General features: G+C 68.3%; 17 protein-coding genes and 1 pseudogene. 12 read left to right on the top strand and 6 right to left on the bottom strand.

Features of this window, described 5'->3' with window-relative positions:
• Positions 1–4: 4 nt before the first annotated feature.
• Positions 5–2,137 (top strand): VC_2705 family sodium/solute symporter, encoded by a 2,133-nt coding sequence (locus tag ACSQ9E_RS04775; protein ID WP_436217042.1) that lies wholly within the window; start codon positions 5–7, stop codon positions 2,135–2,137.
• Positions 2,138–2,341: 204 nt separating this feature from the next.
• A complete protein-coding gene (locus ACSQ9E_RS04780; protein ID WP_436217043.1) occupies positions 2,342–2,887 on the top strand; it encodes a hypothetical protein in 546 nt (181 codons plus the stop codon).
• A 74-nt stretch (positions 2,888–2,961) separates the two neighbouring features.
• Here the strand turns inward: ACSQ9E_RS04780 and ACSQ9E_RS04785 are convergent, their stop codons facing one another.
• A complete protein-coding gene (locus ACSQ9E_RS04785; protein WP_057202373.1) occupies positions 2,962–3,321 on the bottom strand; it encodes an FKBP-type peptidyl-prolyl cis-trans isomerase in 360 nt (119 codons plus the stop codon).
• A 112-nt stretch (positions 3,322–3,433) separates the two neighbouring features.
• Positions 3,434–3,748, bottom strand: coding sequence for a winged helix-turn-helix transcriptional regulator (locus tag ACSQ9E_RS04790; RefSeq protein WP_007857697.1), 315 nt, complete (start codon positions 3,746–3,748; stop codon positions 3,434–3,436).
• A 243-nt stretch (positions 3,749–3,991) separates the two neighbouring features.
• On the opposite strand from ACSQ9E_RS04790, the pseudogene ACSQ9E_RS04795 reads away from it, so the two are divergent.
• Positions 3,992–4,528: pseudogene (locus tag ACSQ9E_RS04795) on the top strand (class I SAM-dependent methyltransferase); the annotation flags it as partial.
• Positions 4,529–4,567: 39 nt separating this feature from the next.
• Here the strand turns inward: ACSQ9E_RS04795 and ACSQ9E_RS04800 are convergent.
• Positions 4,568–5,464: a LysR family transcriptional regulator gene (locus ACSQ9E_RS04800; protein WP_436217044.1), complete on the bottom strand. Its 897-nt coding sequence runs from the start codon at positions 5,462–5,464 to the stop codon at positions 4,568–4,570.
• A gap of 114 nt (positions 5,465–5,578) precedes the next feature.
• Here ACSQ9E_RS04800 and ACSQ9E_RS04805 point away from each other — a divergent pair, with 114 nt between their 5' ends.
• The 3 genes from ACSQ9E_RS04805 to ACSQ9E_RS04815 all read left to right on the top strand — a co-directional run bounded on the left by ACSQ9E_RS04805 (position 5,579) and on the right by ACSQ9E_RS04815 (position 8,840).
• Positions 5,579–6,523 (top strand): hydroxymethylglutaryl-CoA lyase, encoded by a 945-nt coding sequence (locus ACSQ9E_RS04805; protein WP_436220185.1) that lies wholly within the window; start codon positions 5,579–5,581, stop codon positions 6,521–6,523.
• A 20-nt stretch (positions 6,524–6,543) separates the two neighbouring features.
• Positions 6,544–7,764, top strand: a complete 1,221-nt coding sequence (locus ACSQ9E_RS04810; protein WP_436217045.1) for a CaiB/BaiF CoA transferase family protein — start codon at positions 6,544–6,546, stop codon at positions 7,762–7,764.
• Positions 7,765–7,844: 80 nt separating this feature from the next.
• On the top strand, positions 7,845–8,840 hold the full coding sequence (locus ACSQ9E_RS04815; RefSeq protein WP_436217046.1) for a tripartite tricarboxylate transporter substrate binding protein: 996 nt from the start codon (positions 7,845–7,847) through the stop codon (positions 8,838–8,840).
• A 215-nt stretch (positions 8,841–9,055) separates the two neighbouring features.
• Here the strand turns inward: ACSQ9E_RS04815 and ACSQ9E_RS04820 are convergent, their stop codons facing one another.
• The 3 genes from ACSQ9E_RS04820 to ACSQ9E_RS04830 all read right to left on the bottom strand — a co-directional run bounded on the left by ACSQ9E_RS04820 (position 9,056) and on the right by ACSQ9E_RS04830 (position 13,171).
• Positions 9,056–11,545, bottom strand: coding sequence for a TonB-dependent siderophore receptor (locus tag ACSQ9E_RS04820; RefSeq protein WP_436217047.1), 2,490 nt, complete (start codon positions 11,543–11,545; stop codon positions 9,056–9,058).
• Between the two features lie 130 nt (positions 11,546–11,675).
• On the bottom strand, positions 11,676–12,674 hold the full coding sequence (locus tag ACSQ9E_RS04825) for a FecR domain-containing protein (RefSeq protein ID WP_436217048.1): 999 nt from the start codon (positions 12,672–12,674) through the stop codon (positions 11,676–11,678).
• The gene (locus tag ACSQ9E_RS04830) at positions 12,671–13,171 is read right to left on the bottom strand and encodes a sigma-70 family RNA polymerase sigma factor (RefSeq protein WP_436217049.1); all 501 of its coding nucleotides are present in this window, start codon (positions 13,169–13,171) and stop codon (positions 12,671–12,673) included. The genes ACSQ9E_RS04825 and ACSQ9E_RS04830 overlap by 4 nt, the downstream gene beginning before the upstream one ends.
• Before the next feature lie 230 nt (positions 13,172–13,401).
• On the opposite strand from ACSQ9E_RS04830, the gene ACSQ9E_RS04835 reads away from it, so the two are divergent.
• The 6 genes from ACSQ9E_RS04835 to ACSQ9E_RS04860 are packed head-to-tail and all read left to right on the top strand — an operon-like array spanning position 13,402 to position 18,487.
• Positions 13,402–14,034 (top strand): PepSY-associated TM helix domain-containing protein, encoded by a 633-nt coding sequence (locus tag ACSQ9E_RS04835; RefSeq protein WP_436217050.1) that lies wholly within the window; start codon positions 13,402–13,404, stop codon positions 14,032–14,034.
• Positions 14,035–14,051: 17 nt separating this feature from the next.
• Complete coding sequence (locus ACSQ9E_RS04840) at positions 14,052–14,582, top strand: DUF2271 domain-containing protein (RefSeq protein WP_427999799.1); 531 nt, start codon at positions 14,052–14,054, stop codon at positions 14,580–14,582.
• A 29-nt stretch (positions 14,583–14,611) separates the two neighbouring features.
• The gene (locus ACSQ9E_RS04845) at positions 14,612–15,412 is read left to right on the top strand and encodes a DUF4198 domain-containing protein (protein WP_436217051.1); all 801 of its coding nucleotides are present in this window, start codon (positions 14,612–14,614) and stop codon (positions 15,410–15,412) included.
• Positions 15,413–15,439: 27 nt separating this feature from the next.
• Entirely contained in the window at positions 15,440–16,531 is a 1,092-nt protein-coding gene (locus ACSQ9E_RS04850) for an FAD:protein FMN transferase (RefSeq protein WP_436217052.1), read from the top strand.
• Positions 16,528–17,922, top strand: a complete 1,395-nt coding sequence (locus ACSQ9E_RS04855) for a sulfite reductase subunit alpha (RefSeq protein WP_436217053.1) — start codon at positions 16,528–16,530, stop codon at positions 17,920–17,922. Before ACSQ9E_RS04850 ends, ACSQ9E_RS04855 begins: the two co-directional genes overlap by 4 nt.
• 40 nt (positions 17,923–17,962) lie before the next feature.
• Positions 17,963–18,487 carry a TonB-dependent receptor domain-containing protein gene (locus tag ACSQ9E_RS04860; RefSeq protein ID WP_436217054.1) on the top strand — a complete coding sequence of 175 codons (525 nt, stop codon included), beginning with the start codon at positions 17,963–17,965 and terminating at the stop codon, positions 18,485–18,487.
• Positions 18,488–18,973 lie beyond the last annotated feature (486 nt).

Below are 18,973 nucleotides of genomic sequence, written 5' to 3' on the forward strand. Positions count from 1 at the left end.
CGCCATGCGCAAGCAGGGCCCTGCAGGAGCGCCTTCCGGCAATGCGTCCGAGTCCGGCCCGAGCGCGGTGGAGAAAGCCTATTCCTGGCGCCTGCACCGCATCCTGGCGCTGTACATCGCCGGGGTGCTCGGTTTTCTGGCCCTCATGACCTGGGCCGAGCACCAGGGGCTGTCGCGCCACTGGATCGGGCCGATCTTCTTGTTCCTCACCGTCATGGTGTACGCCGGCATCGGCGTCTATGGCCGCACCTCGGACCCTGAGGAATACTACGTGGCGGGGCGGCGCATTCCGCCCATGTACAACGGCATGGCAGCCGCCGCCGACTGGATGAGCGCGGCTTCGTTCATCAGCCTCTCGGGGGCGCTGTATCTGCAGGGCTTTGCGGGCACGCCCGGCCAGCCCGGCGGGCTGGCCTACCTGCTGGGCTGGACGGGGGGCTTTTGCCTGGTGGCCATGCTGATCGCGCCGCACCTTCGGGCCATGGGCCTGTACACCGTGCCCGATTTCTTCCACGTGCGCTTTGGCGGGCGCTGGCCACGTGTGATCGCGGCGCTGGCCGCCGTGCTGTGCTCGTTCACCTACGTGGTGGCGCAGATCTACGGCGTGGGGCTGATCGCCTCGCGCCTCACGGGTGTGCAGTTCGAGATCGGCATCATGCTCGGCCTGGGCGGGGTGCTGCTGTGCTCGTTCCTGGGCGGCATGCGCGCCATTACCTGGACCCAGGTGGCGCAGTACGTGGTGCTGCTGCTGGCCTTTCTGATCCCCGTGTCCTGGCTGGCCTACAAGCAACTGGGCAGCCCGCTGGCGCCGCTGGTGTACGGTGCACAGATCACCAAGATCGCCGACCTGGAGGCGCAACTGCTGGACTCGCCCGCCGAGCAGCAGGTGGTGCAGATCTACCGCCAGCGTGCGCAGGAATTCGAGGAGCGCCTGAAGGACGTGGAAGCGGCCCTGGAGCGCGAGCGCGAAAAGGGCCGTGAGCGCATCCGCACGCTGCGCGCGCAGAACGCCGAAGTGGGCCTGATCGTGCTGGCCAGCCGTGACCTGGCGGCGCTGCCGCGCGACCCCGCTGCAGCACGCGAGCGCTGGACGCGCGAGATGCAGGAGAACATCGAGCGCGCCCGCCCCCTCGGGGGCCTGCCACAGCACAGCCAGGCCTTTGCGGGCGACCCCGACGGCACGCCCGAGGAGCAGCGCGAGTTCGACCTGAGCCGGCGCAACTTCATGGCACTGATGTTCTGCCTGATGGTGGGCACGGCCGGGCTGCCGCACCTGCTCACGCGCTACTACACCTCGCCCACGGTGTCGGGTGCGCGGGCCTCGGTGGGCTGGTCGCTGTTCTTCATCGCCCTGCTGTACCTGAGTGCGCCGGCGCTCGCGGTGCTGGTGAAGTTCGAGGTCATGCACAACCTGGTGGGCAGCAGCTTCGAGGCGCTGCCCAACTGGATGGCCCAGTGGGCGCGGGTGGATGGCTCGCTGCTGTCGATCGAAGACGTCAACGGCGACGGTATCGTGCAGTTCGGCGAGATCCGGCTCGGGGCCGATCTGATCATGCTGGCCACGCCCGAACTCGGTGGCCTGCCCTACGTGGTCTCGGGCCTGGTGGCGGCGGGCGGGCTGGCGGCGGCATTGTCCACGGCCGACGGGCTGCTGCTCACCATCAGCAATGCGCTGGTGCGCGACCTGTACTTCCAGGGCTCCGACCGCGAGGCCTCGCCCGAGCAGCGGGTGATCCTCACCAAGTTCGCACTGCTGGCGGTGGCCCTGTCGGCGGCCTTCGTGGCGGCGCTCAAGCCGGCCGAGATTTTGCCCATGGTGTCTGCCTCGTTCTCGCTGGCGGCATCGGCCTTCGTGCCGGTGATGGTGCTCGGGATCTTCTGGCGCGGCACCACACGCCAGGGGGCGGTGGCCGGCATGCTGGCGGGCCTGGGCGTGGCGGTGTACTACATGCTCTCGCATGTCGTGGCCGTGAAGACGCTGCTGCCGGCCTGGCTGCTGGCCGATGGGCTGTGGTTGGGCATCCAGCCCATCTCGGCCGGGGTGTTCGGCGTGCCCCTGGGATTGATGGTGGCGCTGGTGGTCAGCCGCATCACGCGGCCTGCGCCTGAGCTGCCGCGCGTTCGCATGGAGATGTAGCCACGCGCTTCGCTTGGCGGCCGTGGCCTGCGGGATGGGGCCCTGAGCCGCTCTAAATCGGTACAGGCCGAAGGGGCATGGAAAAACCCGACTTCTCAAGGCGCCGCAAACGTGACACCCTGTAAACCGGCTCCCACGGGAGGCGGTGGATTGGGCTGTGCGCAGTCCGCAGTGGGCTATTTCAAAAGATTTCGGGGGAGAGTCATGGTTTTGGTCAAAACGCAGGCGGGGCAGGAAGCGCTCAAGGACCGCCAGGGTGGTTTGACATCGCGGCAGCGCTCCGCCTTCATTCTGTTCGATGGCAAGCGCTCCACAGGCGAGGTGCTGGCGGCCACGGCGGCCATGGGCATCACGCAGGACGACGTGCAGGCCATGATATCCCTGGGCCTGCTGGAGCCACAGTCCGGCAGCGGCGCAGGCGCTGCCGTGGCTGCGGCAGCCGCCGCCAAGGGCACGGGACAGGCGGTGGCAGCTGCCAATGCCGCGTCTTCGGCCTCGAGCACGTCGTACGAAGCCACGGTGGCCATGGAGGCCGTGAAGGGCAGCGGCCGCTCGGACCAGCAGCGCTACACGGATGCCTACCCGATTGCCACGGAACTCACGGCCGGCCTGGGGCTGCGGGGCTTTCGCCTGAACCTGGCGGTGGAGGGGGCTAGCAGCTTCTCCGACCTGGCCGCGCTGGCCCCCAAGATCCGTGAGGCGGTGGGGGATGCGAAGTTTGCGCGCTTCGACAAAGCGCTTTTTGACTGAGAGCAGTCACAACCGGCCATGAAAAAGCGGCCAGCAGGCCGCTTGGTCTTTCCGGTCGCCAGGAGGCGCTGGGCTCAGCGGCCGACCTTGAGCAGTTCCACGTCGAACTTGAGCGTGGCGTTCGGAGGGATCACGCCGCCAGCGCCGCGCGCGCCGTAGCCCAGGGCTGCGGGGATGATCAGCGTGCGCTGGCCGCCGATCTTCATGCCCTGCACGCCTTCGTCCCAGCCCTTGATGACCATGCCGGCACCCAGCGAAAACTCGAAGGGGTCGTTGCGGTCACGGCTGGAGTCGAACTTGGCGCCTTGTTCGCCGTTGTTGTAGAGCCAGCCGGTGTAGTGCACCGATACGTTCTGGCCCTTGGTGGCTTCTGCGCCTTCACCCACGGTGGTGTCTTCGTACTGCAGGCCGGATGCGGTGGTGGTGAACGCCATGAAAATCCTTGTTTGCTATGGAGTTGGTAGCGAGATGCCGTTGTCTTGCAACGGAAAAACGCCGGTTGATGGGTGTTGGTGGAGGGCGCTGGCCCTGTAGAACGGCCTGATTTTACGCGGCAGGCTTCTTCACGCGGCTGGCCACCCAGCGCGTGGCAAAGGCCTGCACGTCGCTCAGGCGCTTGAGCAGGTCGGTGCCCGAGGGGGTGACGGTGTAGCCGTCGCTGCCGTGGTCGACCAAGCCGGCCTCGCGCAGTTCCTTGATGCGGGTGTTGAGCGTGTTGGGGGTGATGCCGCCCACGCTGTCCTGCAGCAGGCGGAAGGTCTGGGGGTGTCCGTCACGCAGGGCCCACAGCACACGCAGCGCATAGCGGCATTCCAGCCGCTCGAACAGCTGGTTGATGGCGAAATTTTCCTTGGAGCTCATGCAAGCTTCTCCTCGCGCGGTGTGTATGGAAAACAGTGGCGGCCCGCCGGACACTGCCCGCAAGACGCTGTCAATATAGCTTGGAAACGATTTTGCTACAAGTTTAATAGCTCTGAACGCAGCACTGATATGCGCCAACCCACTTAACCAAGGGTCTTTTTTGCGAAGTGTTGCGGTGCTGCCACGGCGGGGTGAAGCGGGTAGCATGCCGGCCATCGAGGCGCGCTGCCTTGCGAGGAATTCATGGAACACAAACACCTGCACGAGGCCAACCGGCTGTCCTGGAACGCCGCCACCCGTGCCCACAACCAGCACAAGGGCGACCAGGCCGCCTTTTTGCGGAACGGCGGCTCGCCGTTGTTTTCCGAAGAAACGGCGCTGCTGTGCGACCTGCACGGCCAGGCCGTGCTGCACCTGCAGTGCTATGCCGGGCAGGACAGCCTGGGCATCGCCCAACTGGGCGCCCGGGTGACGGGTGTGGACATCTCGGACGAGGCCATTGCCTTTGCCCGGGCACTGTCCGAAGCCAGCGGCATTGCAGCGGAGTTCGTGCGCTCGGATGTGTACGACTACTTCGACGGGCTGGCGGCCTCGGCAGGGCCGGGTGGGCTGTTCGACACCGTTTTCAGCTCCTACGGCACCATCTGCTGGCTGTCGGACCTGGCGCGCTGGGCGCGCGGCATTGCCGGGGCGCTGCGCCCGGGCGGGCGCTTCGTCTTCGTGGAGTTCCACCCCGCCGCCCTGGTGTTCGATCCGCAGTGGCAGGCGCGCTACGACTACGCCTGACCGGCGCCCGCAAGGCCGCACTGCCTGCGTTGTTCAGCCGCGCTCCGCCAGGTGGTCCACCAGCAGGCGGGCCGCCGGGGTCAGTGCCTGCGGGTTGCGCCAGCAGATGGCAAAGCGACGGTCGGCCCAGGGGTCCGACAGGCCGATGATGCGCACTGGTGCGGTCTGGGCAAAGGACGCGGCCACCTCGCGCGGCACCACGCTGATGGCCAGGTTGGCGCGCACCACACGCAGGGCGGCGTCGAAGTTGGAGACCTGCACGCGATGCGCCAGGGCCTTGCCCTCCACGGCGGCGGCCCGGGTCAGTAGCAGTTGCACGGCGCTCAGAGCGGGCATGCTCACGAACTCGTGGTCCAGCACGTCGGCAAAGCGCACGCTCTCGTGCTGCGCCACCGGGTGGCTGGCATGGGCCACGATGGCCAGGTGGTCGTGGCGGTAGCTGCAGGTGGCCAGGCCCGTGAGGTCGGCCGCATCCCAGCAGATGCCGATGGAGGCGCTGCCCTCGCGGATGCCGCGCACCACGTCGGGGCTTACGCGTTCCTCCATGCTGATCTGGATGTCGCGGTGGGCCGGATCCTGCAAAAAGGCGGCCACGTCCTCGGCCAGCGATTCGGCCATCACCGAGGCCGTCGCCAGCACCCGCACATGGCCCCGGATGCCGGTGGCAAAGGCGGCCATGTCGCGCTCGATCTGGCCCACGCTGGCGAGCATGGCGCGCGCGTGCTCCAGCAGGGTGTCGCCCGCCGGCGTTGGCACCATGCCATGGCGCTTGCGCACCAGCAACGGTGTGCCCACGGTGTCTTCCAGTTGCGCCAGCCGCTTGCTGACAGCCGAGCCGACGATGGACTGCTGCTCGGCCGCGCGCGCAATGTTGCGGTGCTCGCAGACGGCGACGAAGAGTTTGAGCGTTTGCAGGTCGAGCGGGCGCATGGTGGTGCTTCTTCAGATATTCCGGTTCGGAATTTTAGTAGTTCCAAAATTGAGTTCATGTGTCGTGGTGGAATTTTAGAATACCTCCACGCCATGAACACCGCTCACCACACCATGAACCCTGTGCCCGCGACCGCCGTCATCCGCGAGGTCGGACTGCGCGATGGCCTGCAGAGCATTGCCACCATCGTCTCCACCGCGCACAAGATCGAGTGGCTCGATGCGGCCCATGCCGCTGGCCAGCGCGAGATCGAGGTCGGCTCTTTCGTGCCCGCACGCCTCTTGCCCCAACTGGCCGACACGGCCGAGGTGCTGGCGCATGCGCTCACGCTGCCCGGCCTCACGGCCTCGGTGCTGGTGCCCAACCTCAAGGGTGCCCAGCGCGCCATCGAATGCGGCGCCCACCTGATGGTGGTGCCCCTGTCGGCCAGCCATGCCCACAGCCTGGCCAATCTGCGCAAGACGCCCGACGAGGTGGTGGCCGAGGTGGCGCGCATCCGCGCGGCACGCGACGCCTCGGGCAGCCGCACGCTGATCGAGGGCGGTGTGGGCACGGCCTTCGGGTGCACGCTGCAGGGCGAGGTGGCCCAGAGCGAGGTGCTGCGCCTGATGCAGGCCCTGCTGGACGCCGGTGCCGACTGCGTGAGCCTGGCCGACACCGTGGGCTATGCCGACCCGGCCGGCGTGCAGCGCCTGTTCGAGAAGGCCCGAGCCCTGGTGGGCGAGCGCCTGGCCTGCGCGCACTTCCACGACACGCGTGGCATGGGCCTGGCCAACGCCTACGCCGCATGGCAGACCGGCATCACGCGCTTCGATGCCTGCCTGGCCGGCATCGGCGGCTGTCCGCATGCGCCCGGCGCCAGCGGCAACGTCACCACCGAAGACCTGGCCTTCATGCTAGAGCGCATGGGTGTGGCCACCGGCCTCGACGTGCCCGCGCTGCTGGCCCTGCGTCAGCGCGTGCAAGGCTGGCTGGCCGGTGAGACCTTGCACGGCACGCTGTGGCAGGCGGGGCTGCCACGCACCCTTCCAGCCGCTGCGGCCCTGGCCGTGGCCTGAACCGTTTATCGTCCCGACCCATGAATGCTCCTTTGAACCCTTCTTCTGTCCCTGCCCCCGCGCTGCCCCTGGCCGGCCTGCGCGTGGTGGAATTCACCCACATGGTCATGGGCCCCACCTGCGGCATGGTGCTGGCCGACCTGGGCGCCGAGGTCATCAAGGTCGAGCCGGTGGATGGCGATCGCACGCGCCACCTGCTGGGCGCGGGGGCCGGCTTCTTTCCCATGTTCAACCGCAACAAGAAGAGCATTGCGCTCGACCTGCGCCGGCCCGAAGGCCTGGAGGTGGCGATCCGCCTGGCCTCGTCGGCCGACGTGGTGGCGCAGAACTTCAAGCCCGGCGTGATGGCCAAGTACGGGCTGGACTACGCGGCGCTGTCGCGCCTGAACGAGCGCCTGGTTTACGTGAATCACGCGGGCTTCCTGCCCGGCCCCTACGAGCACCGCACCGCGCTCGACGAAGTGGTGCAGATGATGGGCGGCCTGGCCTACATGACGGGGCGCCCGGGCGACCCGCTGCGCGCGGGCAGCAGCGTGAACGACATCATGGGCGGCATGTTCGGTGCCATCGGCGCCATGGCCGCGCTGATGCAGCGCGCGGCCACCGGGCGCGGGCAGGAGGTGGATTCGGCCCTGTTCGAGAACAACGTCTTCCTCGTCGGCCAGCACATGATGCAGTACGCCGTGACGGGCCAGCCCGCGGCGCCCATGCCCGAGCGCATCTCCTCCTGGGCGGTGTACGACGTGTTCAGCGTGAAGGACGGCGGGCAGATCTTCCTGGCCGCCGTGAGTGATGCGCAGTGGGTCACCTTCTGCGATGCCATGGGCTATGCCGACCTCAAAGCCGACCCGGCGCTGGCCAGCAACAACGACCGCGTACGCGCCCGTGGCGCCCTGCTTCCCGACCTGCGCCGGCGCCTGGCGCAGCACACGGCCGAGGAGCTGTCGGCCATCTTCGAGCGGCATGGCCTGCCTTTCGCGCCCATCATGCGGCCCGAGCAACTGTTCGACGACCCGCACCTGAACGCCACCGGCGGCCTGGCCGACATCACGCTGCCCGATGGCGAGCGTGCCGGCAGCACGGCGCGCGTGACGCTGCTGCCGCTGCGCCTGGATGGCCAGCGCATGGGCGTGCGCATGGACCCGCCCCAACTGGGCCAGCACACCGCCGAACTGCTCGCCGGCCTGGGCTATACGGCCGACCAGGTGCAGGCACTGCAGGCGGCCGCGGCAGTGGCCTGAGTTCCCATTCCCCGCCAGGTGACATGAGCGCAGCAGCAGTCTGCGCGCCCCTGGCGGTTCGCCCCCACAGGAGACAAACCATGCCGATCCTTCCCCTCATAACCACCTCCCGCCGCCGCGCCCTGGCGCAGGGCGCCGCAGCCCTCGCGGCCCTCGCGGCCCCAGGTCTCGTGCTTGCCCAACTGGGCGACAAGCCCTTGCGCATCATCCTGCCGCTGTCGACCGGCTCGGGGGCCGACGGCGCCATCCGCGCCATCAGCAACAGCCTGGCCAAGGCACTGGGGCAGCCGGTGGTGATCGAGAACCTGCCGGGCGCGGGTGGCATCACCGGCACCACGCAACTGGTGCGCGCACCCAAGGACGGCTCGGTGATCGGCGTGGTGTCCAACAACCACGTGGTCAACCCCAGCGTCTACAAGAACATCCCCTTCGACTCCATCGAGGACATCACGCCCATCACCATCATCGGCGCCACGCCCTTCGTGCTGGTCGCCAACCCGGCACTGCCGGCGAAGAACGTCAGGGAACTGATCGCCCTGGCCAAGGCCAAACCGGGCGTGCTCAACTACGGCTCGTCGGGCAACGGCACCATCCTGCACCTGGGCGCGGCCATGTTCGTGGACCAGGCGCAGCTCGACATCAAGCACATCCCCTACCGGGGCATGGGCCCGTTGATGAACGACATCCTGGGCGGGCAGGTGCAGCTGGGCGTGGTGGCGGTAGCGCCGGCCGCTGCCCACATCAAGGCTGGCACCCTGCGCGCCCTGGGCGTGAGCACGGCCACCCGCGTGCCCTCGCTGCCCGACGTGCCCACCATTGCCGAGCAGGGCCTGCCCAGCTATGCCCTGGACGGCTGGATCGCCGCAGTGGCGCCCGCCGGCATTCCCAAGGCCGAACTCGCCCGCCTGTACAACGGCTTCAAGAACGCCCTGGCCATGCCCGAAGCGCGCGATGCCCTGGTCGCCCAGGGCTACGAGATCAAGCTCACGGCGCCCGAGGCATCCACGGCCTTCATGCGCAGCGAACTGGCCCGCATGGCGCAGGTGGTGAAGAACGCGCATGTGACCATGGATTGAGATGCCCGTCGTGCGAGGTGCAATATCGGGCCTTACCGCGGTACGCGCTACCTGCGGCGCATGAAACTGGCGGAGCCAAGGCCAGTGCCCCGTGCAAGGGCCGCCAAGCCGCGTAGGCGGCGCTTCGCTTGCGTGCACCGGGGGCGTCCCCCCTCCCGAATCGCGTAGCGAGTCGAGAGAGGGGTGAAGGCGCGAAGCGACTCAAGGGGTGCCTCTCAAAACATGTAACGCATGTTCAGGTGGAAGCTGCGCGGTGCCCCCCAGGTGTAGTGCAGGCTGCTGAAGTTGGTGACGCCCGAGAAGTACTTCCTGTCGAACAGGTTGTTGATGTTGGCGCCCACGCTCAGGTGGCGGTTGACCTGGTAGCGGGCCATCAGGTCCACCAGCCAGTAGGACTTCTGGGCCAGCGTGGCGGCATCGTTGCGGGTGGAAGTCTCGCTCTGCCAGCGGGTGGCGGCCCCCACCATCAGGCCCTGCAATGCGCTGCCGCCCAGGCGGTAGGTGCTGCCCAGCTTGAACTGGTGCCTGGGGTGCTGGCTGGCGCTGGTCAGGCTGCTGCTTTGGGTCACGTAGCTGCCCTGGACCTGCCAGCCGCTGGCGATCTCGCCCGAGAGCTCGATCTCCCAGCCACGCCGCGTGGCGCCCGCCACGGCGCGGTAGGCCATGTCCCCCGAGGGGGTGAGCTGGCCGGTTTCCTCGGCGGTGTTGTCTGTCTTCATCCAGAAGTGGCTGATGGCGGCGTTCAGGCGCTTGTCGAAGAATTCGCCCTTGGCGCCGACCTCGTAGGTCACGCCCTTTTCGGGCGGCAGGGCACGGCCCTGCTCGTCCTGGCCGCTCTGCGCCTCGAAGATGCTGGTGGTGCTTCCGTACAGCGAGACATTCGGGTGCACGTCGTAGACCAGGCCCGCATAGGGCGTGACCACGCCGTGCTCCTTGAGGTCGTAGTTCCACCAGAAGGGGGTGGTGTCCAGTTGCGCATAGTCGGTGATGCGCACGCCGGTGATCAGCTTGAGCGGATCGGCCAGATGGAAGCGCCCTGCTGCATAGGCGTAGTGCTGCTTGCGCGAAAAGCGATTGGGCGCGTAGCTGTAGCGGCTCCAGTCGGGCGTCGGAATCTGTGCACCGCCGTCGGCATAGGCCATGCCCAGGCTGGCGAGCGGGGTGCGCACGCTGTTGCTGGTCTGCATCTCGCCCTGGTAGCGGGCCGTGCCGGCGCCCATCAGCAGCTCGTGCTTGCGGCCAAAGAGTTCGATGGGGCCCTTCACGTCCAGGTTCACCGTCCAGTTGCGGTTGTCGATGCCCTGGTAGGGTGCGGTGGCGACGCTGCTGCGGTCGTACAGGTAGCCGAGCAGCATGTCGTCCATCTGCACGCTCTGGTGCGAGAACTGCAGCTTGGTCGACCAGTCGCCGGCAAAGCGGTGCTCCACGCTGCCGAAAACATTGAGTGCATCCTGCTGGTAGCCGGCCCAGGGCGCGCCGGGGTTGAACGAGCGCGGCAGCCAGGCCACGGTGTCGCCGGTGCTGGTGTAGCGCTGGATGGGCTGGGTGCTGCCCATGCCGCGCAGCTCGCGCCGGCGCCAGGTGAAGCCGCCGTTGACCGAGGTCTGCGGCGCGATGTCCGCCTCCAGCGCGCCGAACAGCATCTGGCTATTGCTCTTTTCGTGGTCGCGGAACGAATCGGCATCCGACACCGAAGCCACGATGCGCCCCCGCAGGCTGCCGCTGGCGTTGAGCGGGCCGCCCACGTCCACGTCGCTGCGCAGGGTGTTCCCGCTGCCGGCGCTGGCGCCCACATGGGCCTGGAATTCGGCGGTGGGGCGCTTGCGCACCAGGTTGACGGTGGCGCCCGCGCTGCCATAGCCGTTGACCAGGCCCGAGGAGCCCTTGAGCACCTCGATGCGGTCGATCTCGGCCATGTCGTCCAGCGCGTACATGGTGCTGGTGAAGTAGTACCAGCCGCTGGTGAGCTGGCGCACGCCATCGGTCTGCAGGTTCACGCTGGAGCCGCGCGCCTGGAAATCGGTGGCGTTGCCCTGGCGGTAGGTGCTGATGCCGGGGGTCTGCTCCATCACGTCGGTCAGTGTTTCGAGCTTGAAGTCGTCCATGCGCTGGCGCGTCATCACGCTGACGGACTGCGGGGTTTCGCGCAGCGAGAGAGCGAGCCCCGTGGCCGTGCTGCTCGGGCCGCGTGCGGTGTAACTGCCCGTGCCCTCGGTGGTGGCGTCGTTGCGCGGCGCTTCGGCGGTCACCCGCACTTCGGACAGGGTGACGCTGCCGGCGGGTGCCGCTGCGCCGGGCGGTTGGGTGGGGGTTGGGGCGCGGCGCAAGGTGTAGGTGCCGTTGTCGGCTACCACGGCAGACAGGCCGGTGCCCACCAGCAGGGCGGCCAGCGCTTGCGGCGCGGTGTGGCTGCCCTGCAGGCCCTGGCTGCTGCGGCCCCGGACCAGGTCCGGCGTGTAGGCCAGCAGCACGCCCGATGCCTTGGCGAAGGAGGTCAACGCGGGCTCCAGCGGGCCGGCGGGGATGCTGTAGCTGGCGCTGCGGCTGGCCTGCGCCGTCTGCTGCGCCTGTGCGTGGACGGGCAGGGCTGCAGCGGCGAGCCATGCGCCGGCCAGCGTGGCCGCCAGCACGGCGGTGGGGCGCAGGGTGAAGAGGGGCTGGGAAGAAGGCGTGCGGGCAGCAGCGTGCCGGGGTGCGGTGGGCATGGTGGTCGGATGGAAGGTGGAAGGAGTGGAATGCGCTATTCCCTTCCTTGTCACGCGAAGGCGCAGAAGGTACAGGCCGGGCGTGAAATAGTTCTCACAGGCCTGCACGCCTGCCGCTGCGCACCGGCGCTCAGGCCGAAGGGCCTATGCGCACCCAGTAGCGCACCGGCACCCGCACCTCCACCGGCAGCACCTGGGCCAGCGATTGCAGGATGCGGTCCGTGTCCTCCAGCGGAAACACGCCCGACAGGCGCAGGTGCGCCACCTCGGGTGCCAGGCTGATCACGCCGCTGCGGTAGCGCCGCAGCTCGGCCACGAAGTCCGATAGGCGCATGTCGGAAGCGACCAGCACGCCCTCGGCCCAGGCCGGGTCCGCTGCGCCGGCACTGGGGGCGGTGGCGGCACCGAATGCGAGCCGGGCCGATTGGCCTACGTCGACACGCACGGTGGCGTCCGGCCTGTCCAGGGGGCTCAGCTCCACCGCGCCGTCGTACACGGCGACCTCGCTGGCGCTGCCATCGTGCCGCACCGTGAAGCGGGTACCCAGGGCGCGGATGCGGCCTGCGGGCGTGTCCACCACGAAGGGGCGCGGCGGCGTGGCCGCATCATCGGGTGCGGTGGTGATGAGCACCTCGCCCTCGCGCAGGTGCAGGCGGCGCAGGCCAGCGGTGTAGCGCACGTCGAGCGCGCTGCCGGTGTTGAGCATGATGCGCGTGCCGTCGGGCAGGGTGGTGCTGCGCTGCTCGCCCCGGGCGGTGCGCAGGTCGGCACCCCAGCCGCGCCAGGGCAGTTGCTCATAGCCCAGCCAGGCGGCCACACCGCCAGCGGCCAGGCCGCCGAGGCCGCGCAGCGCATGGCGCCGGCGGGGTGATGGCGGGCCGGCCAGCGTGGCCACGGCGGTGGCGGCCGTGACCATGCCGGCCGTGCGCCCGCGCAGGCGCGTGTCGGTGGCCTCGATCTGTTGCCAGGCCTGCTCGTGCTGCGGGTGGGCGGCGCGCCAGCGCTGCCATTCAGCGCGGCTCTCGGGGGTGGCCGTACCGGACCACAGGTGCACCAGCCATTGCACCGCGGCATCCACGACAGGCGCGGGCAGGGCCGTGCCGGGGTGAGGGGGCGGGTGGGCGCTCATGCGCCTGCCCCTGGAAAGTAGCAGTGCCGTATGGCGCGCGCCATGTACTGCTTGACCGAGCTCAGCGAGACGCCCATGCGCTCGGCAATCTCGGCATAGGGCATGCCGTCGAGCTGCGCCCAGAGGAAGGCGATGCGCACCTTGGGCGGCAGGCCGTCCAGGATGGCATCGATCTCCAGCAGTGCCTCCAGCACGATGGCGCGCTCCTCGGGTGAGGGCGCCAGCGGCTGGGGCATGTGGGCCAGCGTCTCGAGGTAGGCGCGTTCGATCTCGCGGTGGCGCAGGTGGTTGGCCACCACGCGCTTGGCTACGGTGGTCAGGAAGGCGCGCGGCTCGCGGATGTCGGCCAGCACGGTGCGCGATTCGATCACGCGCAGGTAGGTGTCCTGGGCAAAGTCGGCCGCATCCCCCGCATGGCCCAGCCGCCGCTGCAGCCAACTGCGCAGCCAGCCATGGTGCTGTACGTAGAGATCGGTCAGCGCGTGCGGGAAGGACATGGAGTGGTGGAAGGTACGCGGTGCGGTGCTGCTGAAAACCTGTGAATGATAACCATTCTTGTTGATTGGGTGCCTGCAAGCCTTGTGTGCCATGCTGCAGGCCATCTCCTTGCACCAGGCAAGGTAAAGATTTTGCAAATGCAAATGGTTGTCATTCTCTGAAACTAGAATACGGGCTTCGCACTCGGCGCACCGCCTGACAAGGCTCCATCGCGCGCACCCCTCCAGGAATGAACAAACCACAGGACAACCGGCGCCGGTCTTACTGGCTCAAGACGCTGCACGAATGGCATTGGGTCAGCTCGGCCATGTGCCTGATCGGCATGCTGCTGTTTGCCGTCACGGGCTTCACGCTCAACCATGCCGGGCAGATCGAGTCCAAACCCAAGGTGGTGAGCCAGCAGGCCCCCGTACCCGATGCACTGCTGACCACGCTCAAGGCCTTGCCTGCGCCGCCGAAAGACCGTGCCCCACTGCCCGAGGCCTTGCAGGCCTGGGCGCGCACGCAGTGGTCGCTGGACACGGCGGGCCGCGAGGCCGAGTGGTCGGCCGATGAAATCTATATCTCGCTGCCGCGCCCTGGCGGCGATGCCTGGCTGCGCGTGAACCTGGCCGACGGCGAGGCCGAGTACGAGCGCACCGACAGGGGCTGGATCTCTTACCTCAACGACCTGCACAAGGGGCGCAACACCGGTGCCGCCTGGAGCTGGTTCATCGACATCTTCGCTGCCGCCTGCCTGGTGTTCACCGTCACCGGCCTGTTCATTCTCAAGATGCACGCGGGCAACCGCCCCTTCACCTGGCCCATGGTGGGCATGGGGCTGGTGATCCCGGTGGTGCTGGCGCTCCTGTTTATCCACTGAACCGAAAGAAGAAAAGAATGCCTGTGACAAAGCATTTGCACCTGCGCTACAGCATAGCGCTGGGCGCATGCCTGGGTGCCCCGGCGTTTGCCGCTGGCCTGGGCGTGGGCGTGGAGATCCCGCGCCTGGACGTGGCCGAATACCACCGCCCCTACGTGGCGATGTGGGTCGAGCGTGCCGACAACTCGGTGGCCTCGACCCTTGCGGTCTGGTACGACGTGAAGATGAAGAACGAAGAGGGCGCCAAGTGGCTCAAGGACCTGCGCCAGTGGTGGCGCCGCACGGGCCGTGAGCTCACGGTTCCCATCGATGGCGTGACCAGCCCCACGCGCCCCGTCGGCAAGCACCAGGTGGCTTTCAACGAAGGCACCAAGCAACTGGCCACGTTGCCCGCCGGCAGCTACAAGCTGGTGGTCGAGGCCTCGCGCGAGGTCGGCGGCCGTGAACTGGTGACGATTCCCTTCACCTGGCCTGCCGCCAAGGCCCAGCAGCTCAGTGCCAAGGGCAGCAGCGAGCTGGGCGAGGTCACCCTCGACCTCAAGCCGTGAACCCTTTAACGAATATCCGGAGTACCTTCATGCAATTCAAGACCCGTATCGCCACCTGCATCGCCCTGCTGTGCGGTGCCTTCTCGGCCCAGGCCCACAACGTGTGGCTGCTGCCATCGACCACCGTGCTCTCCAAGGCCGAGTGGATCACGGTGGATGCCGCCGTCTCCAACGACCTGTTCTTCTTCAACCACTTCCCGCTGGGCCTGGACAACCTCGTGGTGGTGGCCCCCGATGGCTCCGCCGTCAAGCCCGAGAATTCGCACCGCGGCAAGCTGCGCAGCGTGTTCGACCTGAACCTTACACAGACCGGCACCTACCACCTGGCCGTGGTCAGCAGCGGCCTGAACGCGAGCTACAAGGACAAGGCCGGCCAGAACAAGCGCTGGCGCGGCACGGCCGAGAAGTTCGCGGCCGAAGTGCCTGCGGACGCGCAGGAGCTGAAGGTGACGCAGTCGGCAGGCCGCATCGAGACCTTCGTGACGGTGGGCAAGCCCAGCGCCATCAAGCCCACAGGCCAGGGACTGGAGCTGGTGCCCGTGACGCACCCCAATGACCTCGTGAAGGGCGAGAAGGCCACGTTTGCCTTCCACGTGGACGGCAAGCCCGCCGCCAACCTCGAAGTGGTGCTGATCGCCGGTTCCACCCGCTACCGCGACAAGATCGGCGAGATCAAGGCCACCACCGATGCCAAGGGCGAGTTCAGCGTGACCTGGCCTGCCGCCGGCATGTACTGGGTGGATGCCGATGCCAAGGACGAGAAGACCTCGCTGCCCCAGGCCAAGGAGCGTCGTCTCTCGTACGTGGGCACGCTCGAAGTTTTGCCTTGATCTGTTGCAGGTAAGGTTTCGGCGCGCATGAGCATCCAGGTGCAGTACGGGCAGGGGTTCGGGCGCGCAGCCGTTGCTGCGGCGCCTCTTCCTGCCCTGGCATCGTTCGGCGGGGCTGGCCATGCCGCCCCGCATGTGCCTGTGCGCGCTGCCGATCCCGCTGTCTTGCAGACCCTGGTCGGCGAGGCCATGGGCACCACCTGGTCGGTGCGGCTGTGCAATCCGCAGTTCGTGCCGCTGGCACCCGTGCGCGCCGCCATCGAAGAGGCGCTGGCCCTGGTCGTGCGCCAGATGAGCAATTGGGAATCCGAATCGGAGGTCTCCCGCTTCAACCGCGCGCCCGCGGGCAGCTGGCATGCGCTGTCGCCCGAGTTCTTCACCGTGCTGCAGGCTGCGCAGCATTGGGCGCTGGCCAGTGGCGGTGCGTTCGATGTGGGCGTGGGGCAACTGGTGGGCCGCTGGGGTTTCGGCCCCCGGCACGACCCGCAGGCCGACCACATGGCTCCCGCCACGATGCCTTCGGCGCAGGAGCTGCAGGCCCTGCGTCCGCACAGCGTGGGCGCAGGCCTGGTGCTGCGCGACGAGGGGCAGCAGGCGCTGCAGCCCGGGGGCCTGCAGCTGGATCTGTCGGGCATTGCCAAGGGCTACTCAGTGGACCTGGTGGTGCAGGCCCTGCAGGCGCAGGGCTGGGTGGATTTTCTGGCCGAGGTCGGTGGCGAGCTGCGCGCCAGCGGCACACGCCCCGGCGGCCAGCCCTGGCGCGTGGCCGTGGCAGGCGAGGCTGGCTCGGCCCGGGCGCTGCCTCTCCAGGGCATGGCCATCGCTACATCGGGCGACCATTGGCATGCCTTTGACCACGGGGGCCGGCGCTACTCGCACACCATCGACCCGCGCACTGGCGAGCCCGTGGTGCATGCGCTGGCCAGTGTGACGGTGCTGCACCAGGAATGCATGCATGCCGATGCCCTGGCCACGGTGCTCACCGTGCTGGGGCCCGCAGCAGGCCTGACCTTTGCTCTGGAGCAAGGGGTGGCTGCGTTGCTGTGTGAGCGCACTGCGCAAGGTCCGGTATGGACTGCGAGCCCGGCGTTTGCTGCGCACTTCCCCGAATTTTCATGAATGGTTCCGACCCCGCCGTGCGGCTGGCCGCTGCCGTCGCTTTGGTGCTGCTGTACGCCGCCCTGTGCGCCGCCATCTGGCTGCGCGAGCAGCGCAGGCACCAGGCACAGGCCGTGCAGGCCCTGGCCTTGGCATCCGCGCGCGAAGGCGTGCAGCCGCTGCTGGTGGTGTACGCCAGCCAGACTGGCCAGGCCGAAGAACTGGCGCGCGAGACGGCACGCCTGCTGCACACGGCGGGTGAGCCTGTGCACCTGTGCGCGCTCGACAAGCTCGACGCCGTCTTGCTCGCGCGCAGCCGGCGTGCCCTGTTCCTGGCCAGCACCTACGGCGAGGGCGATGCGCCCGACAATGCTGCGGCCTTCCAGGAGGCGTACATGGGGGCGGGTGATGAAGCCATGCCGGACCTGTCGCAACTGCAGTACGGCCTGCTGGCGCTGGGCGACCGCCAGTACGCCCACTTCTGCGGCTTTGGCCGCCAGCTTGACGCATGGCTGCGCGCGCGCGGCGCCACACCGTTGTTCGAGCGCGTGGAGATGGACAACGGCGCGCCTGCCGCGCTCACGGCCTGGCAGCACCAACTGGCGCAGGTATCGAGCCTGAGCGAGTTGCCCGCGTGGGAAGCACCCGCTTTTGGCCCATGGACCCTGGCAGCGCGCAGCCACCTGAACCCCGGCAGCGAGGGGGCGCCCGTGCACCTGGTGGAGCTGGCACCGCCCGCTGGCGCGGCGGCTGCATGGGAGTCGGGCGACCTGGTGCAGGTGTGCGTGCCCGGCGACATGGAGCACCCGCGCGAGTATTCGATCGCCTCGCTCGCCAGCGATGGCCGTGTGCACCTGGTGGTGCGCCAGGCCACACGCGAGGACGGCACGCCAGGCCTGGCATCGCATTGGCTGACCGAGGGGGCGCAGGTGGGCGCCGCGGTGCCAATGCGCCTGCGCGCGCACCGCAATTTCCGGCTCGAAGACAATGCTGCGCGCCCGCTGATCCTGGTGGGCAATGGCACGGGCATCGCCGGCCTGCGCAGCCACCTGCGGGCCCGGGCGCAGGCCGGTGCCGGGCCCAACTGGCTGCTCTTCGGCGAGCGCAACGCTGCGCACGATTTCCTCTTTCGCGACGAGCTCACCGCCTGGCAGGCCAGTGGGGCTCTCACACGGCTTGACCTGGCCTTCTCGCGCGACGACCCGGCCCACAAGGTCTATGTGCAGGACCTGCTGCAGGCGCAGGCCGCCACCGTGCGCGCCTGGGTCGAGGAGCAGGGCGCGGCCATCTACGTGTGCGGCAGCCTGCAGGGCATGGCGCAGGGCGTGGACATGGCGCTCGCCGGCCTGCTCGGGCCCGTGCCCATGGCCGGGCTGGTGCGCAGCGGGCGCTACCGGCGCGATGTGTACTGAGGGCGGCGCATGCGTGCGTACACGCGCGTTGCAACCGTGTGTGGATGCGTTTGGCCAGTCCATCAATGTGGACGAGGCCGTGACGCGGGCTCGAACTGAGCATGCGCATCCCGAGCAACAAGGCTGGTCGGCAACGGCCAACTACACCTACATGAAGAGCGAGCAGAAGAGCGGGCCGAATGTGGGCAATACCCTCATGGATACGCCGGAGCATGCGCTCAATGCGCGGCTGAACTGGGAGCCTTCGCGGCAGTGGAATGTGTGGCTGCGTGCGGAGTACCGCAGCGAGCGGTTCCGCGATCCGGGGACTACGGCGGATACGCGGGCTGCGAAGGCGGCTTTGGGGGACTTCAGGGCGTACACGCAGTTCCATGTGGGAGGCAGCTACAAGGTCACGCCGCAGTTCACGGTCAATGCGGCGGTGTACAACCTGTTCAACAAGGATTTTGTGGACTACACGGCGTATACGGTGCCGGGGGCGCCTGCGGTGACGAACTATCGGAACTTGTATACGAACAGCCAGGATGGGCGTCGCCTCTGGCTGTCGGCGAACTACGAGTTCTGATTTGTTGTGTGGGTGCCGCTTCGCTCTGATGGTGCGCGCCTGGGCTGAGGGCGGAGGCCGGGGTGTGCGCCCGGCGGCGCACCCACCTTCTTTTGCGTCGCCAAAAGAAGGTGGGCCAAGAAAAGGCGACCCCCAGTCTGCGTCCCCCATTCGCCCTGTCGGGCGAACGGGGGCAACCTGCGATGCTCGGTCCTGGGGTGGTGCCGCAGAACTCGCTACGTTCTTCGAACTTCGCTCAAACAGCTGCGGCAAGCCAGATCACGAAGTGCGTGTGTCCTTCGGCACACGCACCCACCCCAGGCCCTGCGCTTCTCGGCGCAGCCAGAAGGGGTGGGGAGCGGGGTCCCCACGGCTGCTGCTTCGCAGCTACGCCGGGTGTCGGTTCGCGCTGCGCGCTGCCGACGCGCTGGGCGATCGCTCTGGCGAGCCGAGCGCAGCGAAGGACCACAGGCCGAGCGGAGCGATGGCCCGAGTGGAGCCCGATCC

It is taken from the genome of Acidovorax sp. LjRoot118 (assembly GCF_964253575.1).
In the GTDB taxonomy this organism is placed as follows: Bacteria; Pseudomonadota; Gammaproteobacteria; order Burkholderiales; family Burkholderiaceae_C; genus Acidovorax.

Excerpts from the sequence above, each read along its gene's own strand:
- ACSQ9E_RS04815 (WP_436217046.1), top strand. The coding sequence starts at position 7,845 with ATGCCGATCCTTCCCCTCATAACCACCTCCCGCCGCCGCGCCCTGGCG.
- ACSQ9E_RS04820 (WP_436217047.1), bottom strand. The coding sequence starts at position 11,545 with ATGCCCACCGCACCCCGGCACGCTGCTGCCCGCACGCCTTCTTCCCAG.
- ACSQ9E_RS04805 (WP_436220185.1), top strand. The coding sequence starts at position 5,579 with ATGAACCCTGTGCCCGCGACCGCCGTCATCCGCGAGGTCGGACTGCGC.
- ACSQ9E_RS04835 (WP_436217050.1), top strand. The coding sequence starts at position 13,402 with ATGAACAAACCACAGGACAACCGGCGCCGGTCTTACTGGCTCAAGACG.
- ACSQ9E_RS04810 (WP_436217045.1), top strand. The coding sequence starts at position 6,544 with ATGAATGCTCCTTTGAACCCTTCTTCTGTCCCTGCCCCCGCGCTGCCC.
- ACSQ9E_RS04840 (WP_427999799.1), top strand. The coding sequence starts at position 14,052 with ATGCCTGTGACAAAGCATTTGCACCTGCGCTACAGCATAGCGCTGGGC.
- ACSQ9E_RS04850 (WP_436217052.1), top strand. The coding sequence starts at position 15,440 with ATGAGCATCCAGGTGCAGTACGGGCAGGGGTTCGGGCGCGCAGCCGTT.
- ACSQ9E_RS04830 (WP_436217049.1), bottom strand. The coding sequence starts at position 13,171 with ATGTCCTTCCCGCACGCGCTGACCGATCTCTACGTACAGCACCATGGC.
- ACSQ9E_RS04785 (WP_057202373.1), bottom strand. The coding sequence starts at position 3,321 with ATGGCGTTCACCACCACCGCATCCGGCCTGCAGTACGAAGACACCACC.
- ACSQ9E_RS04845 (WP_436217051.1), top strand. The coding sequence starts at position 14,612 with ATGCAATTCAAGACCCGTATCGCCACCTGCATCGCCCTGCTGTGCGGT.
- ACSQ9E_RS04800 (WP_436217044.1), bottom strand. The coding sequence starts at position 5,464 with ATGCGCCCGCTCGACCTGCAAACGCTCAAACTCTTCGTCGCCGTCTGC.
- ACSQ9E_RS04780 (WP_436217043.1), top strand. The coding sequence starts at position 2,342 with ATGGTTTTGGTCAAAACGCAGGCGGGGCAGGAAGCGCTCAAGGACCGC.
- ACSQ9E_RS04775 (WP_436217042.1), top strand. The coding sequence starts at position 5 with ATGCGCAAGCAGGGCCCTGCAGGAGCGCCTTCCGGCAATGCGTCCGAG.
- ACSQ9E_RS04790 (WP_007857697.1), bottom strand. The coding sequence starts at position 3,748 with ATGAGCTCCAAGGAAAATTTCGCCATCAACCAGCTGTTCGAGCGGCTG.
- ACSQ9E_RS04855 (WP_436217053.1), top strand. The coding sequence starts at position 16,528 with ATGAATGGTTCCGACCCCGCCGTGCGGCTGGCCGCTGCCGTCGCTTTG.
- ACSQ9E_RS04825 (WP_436217048.1), bottom strand. The coding sequence starts at position 12,674 with ATGAGCGCCCACCCGCCCCCTCACCCCGGCACGGCCCTGCCCGCGCCT.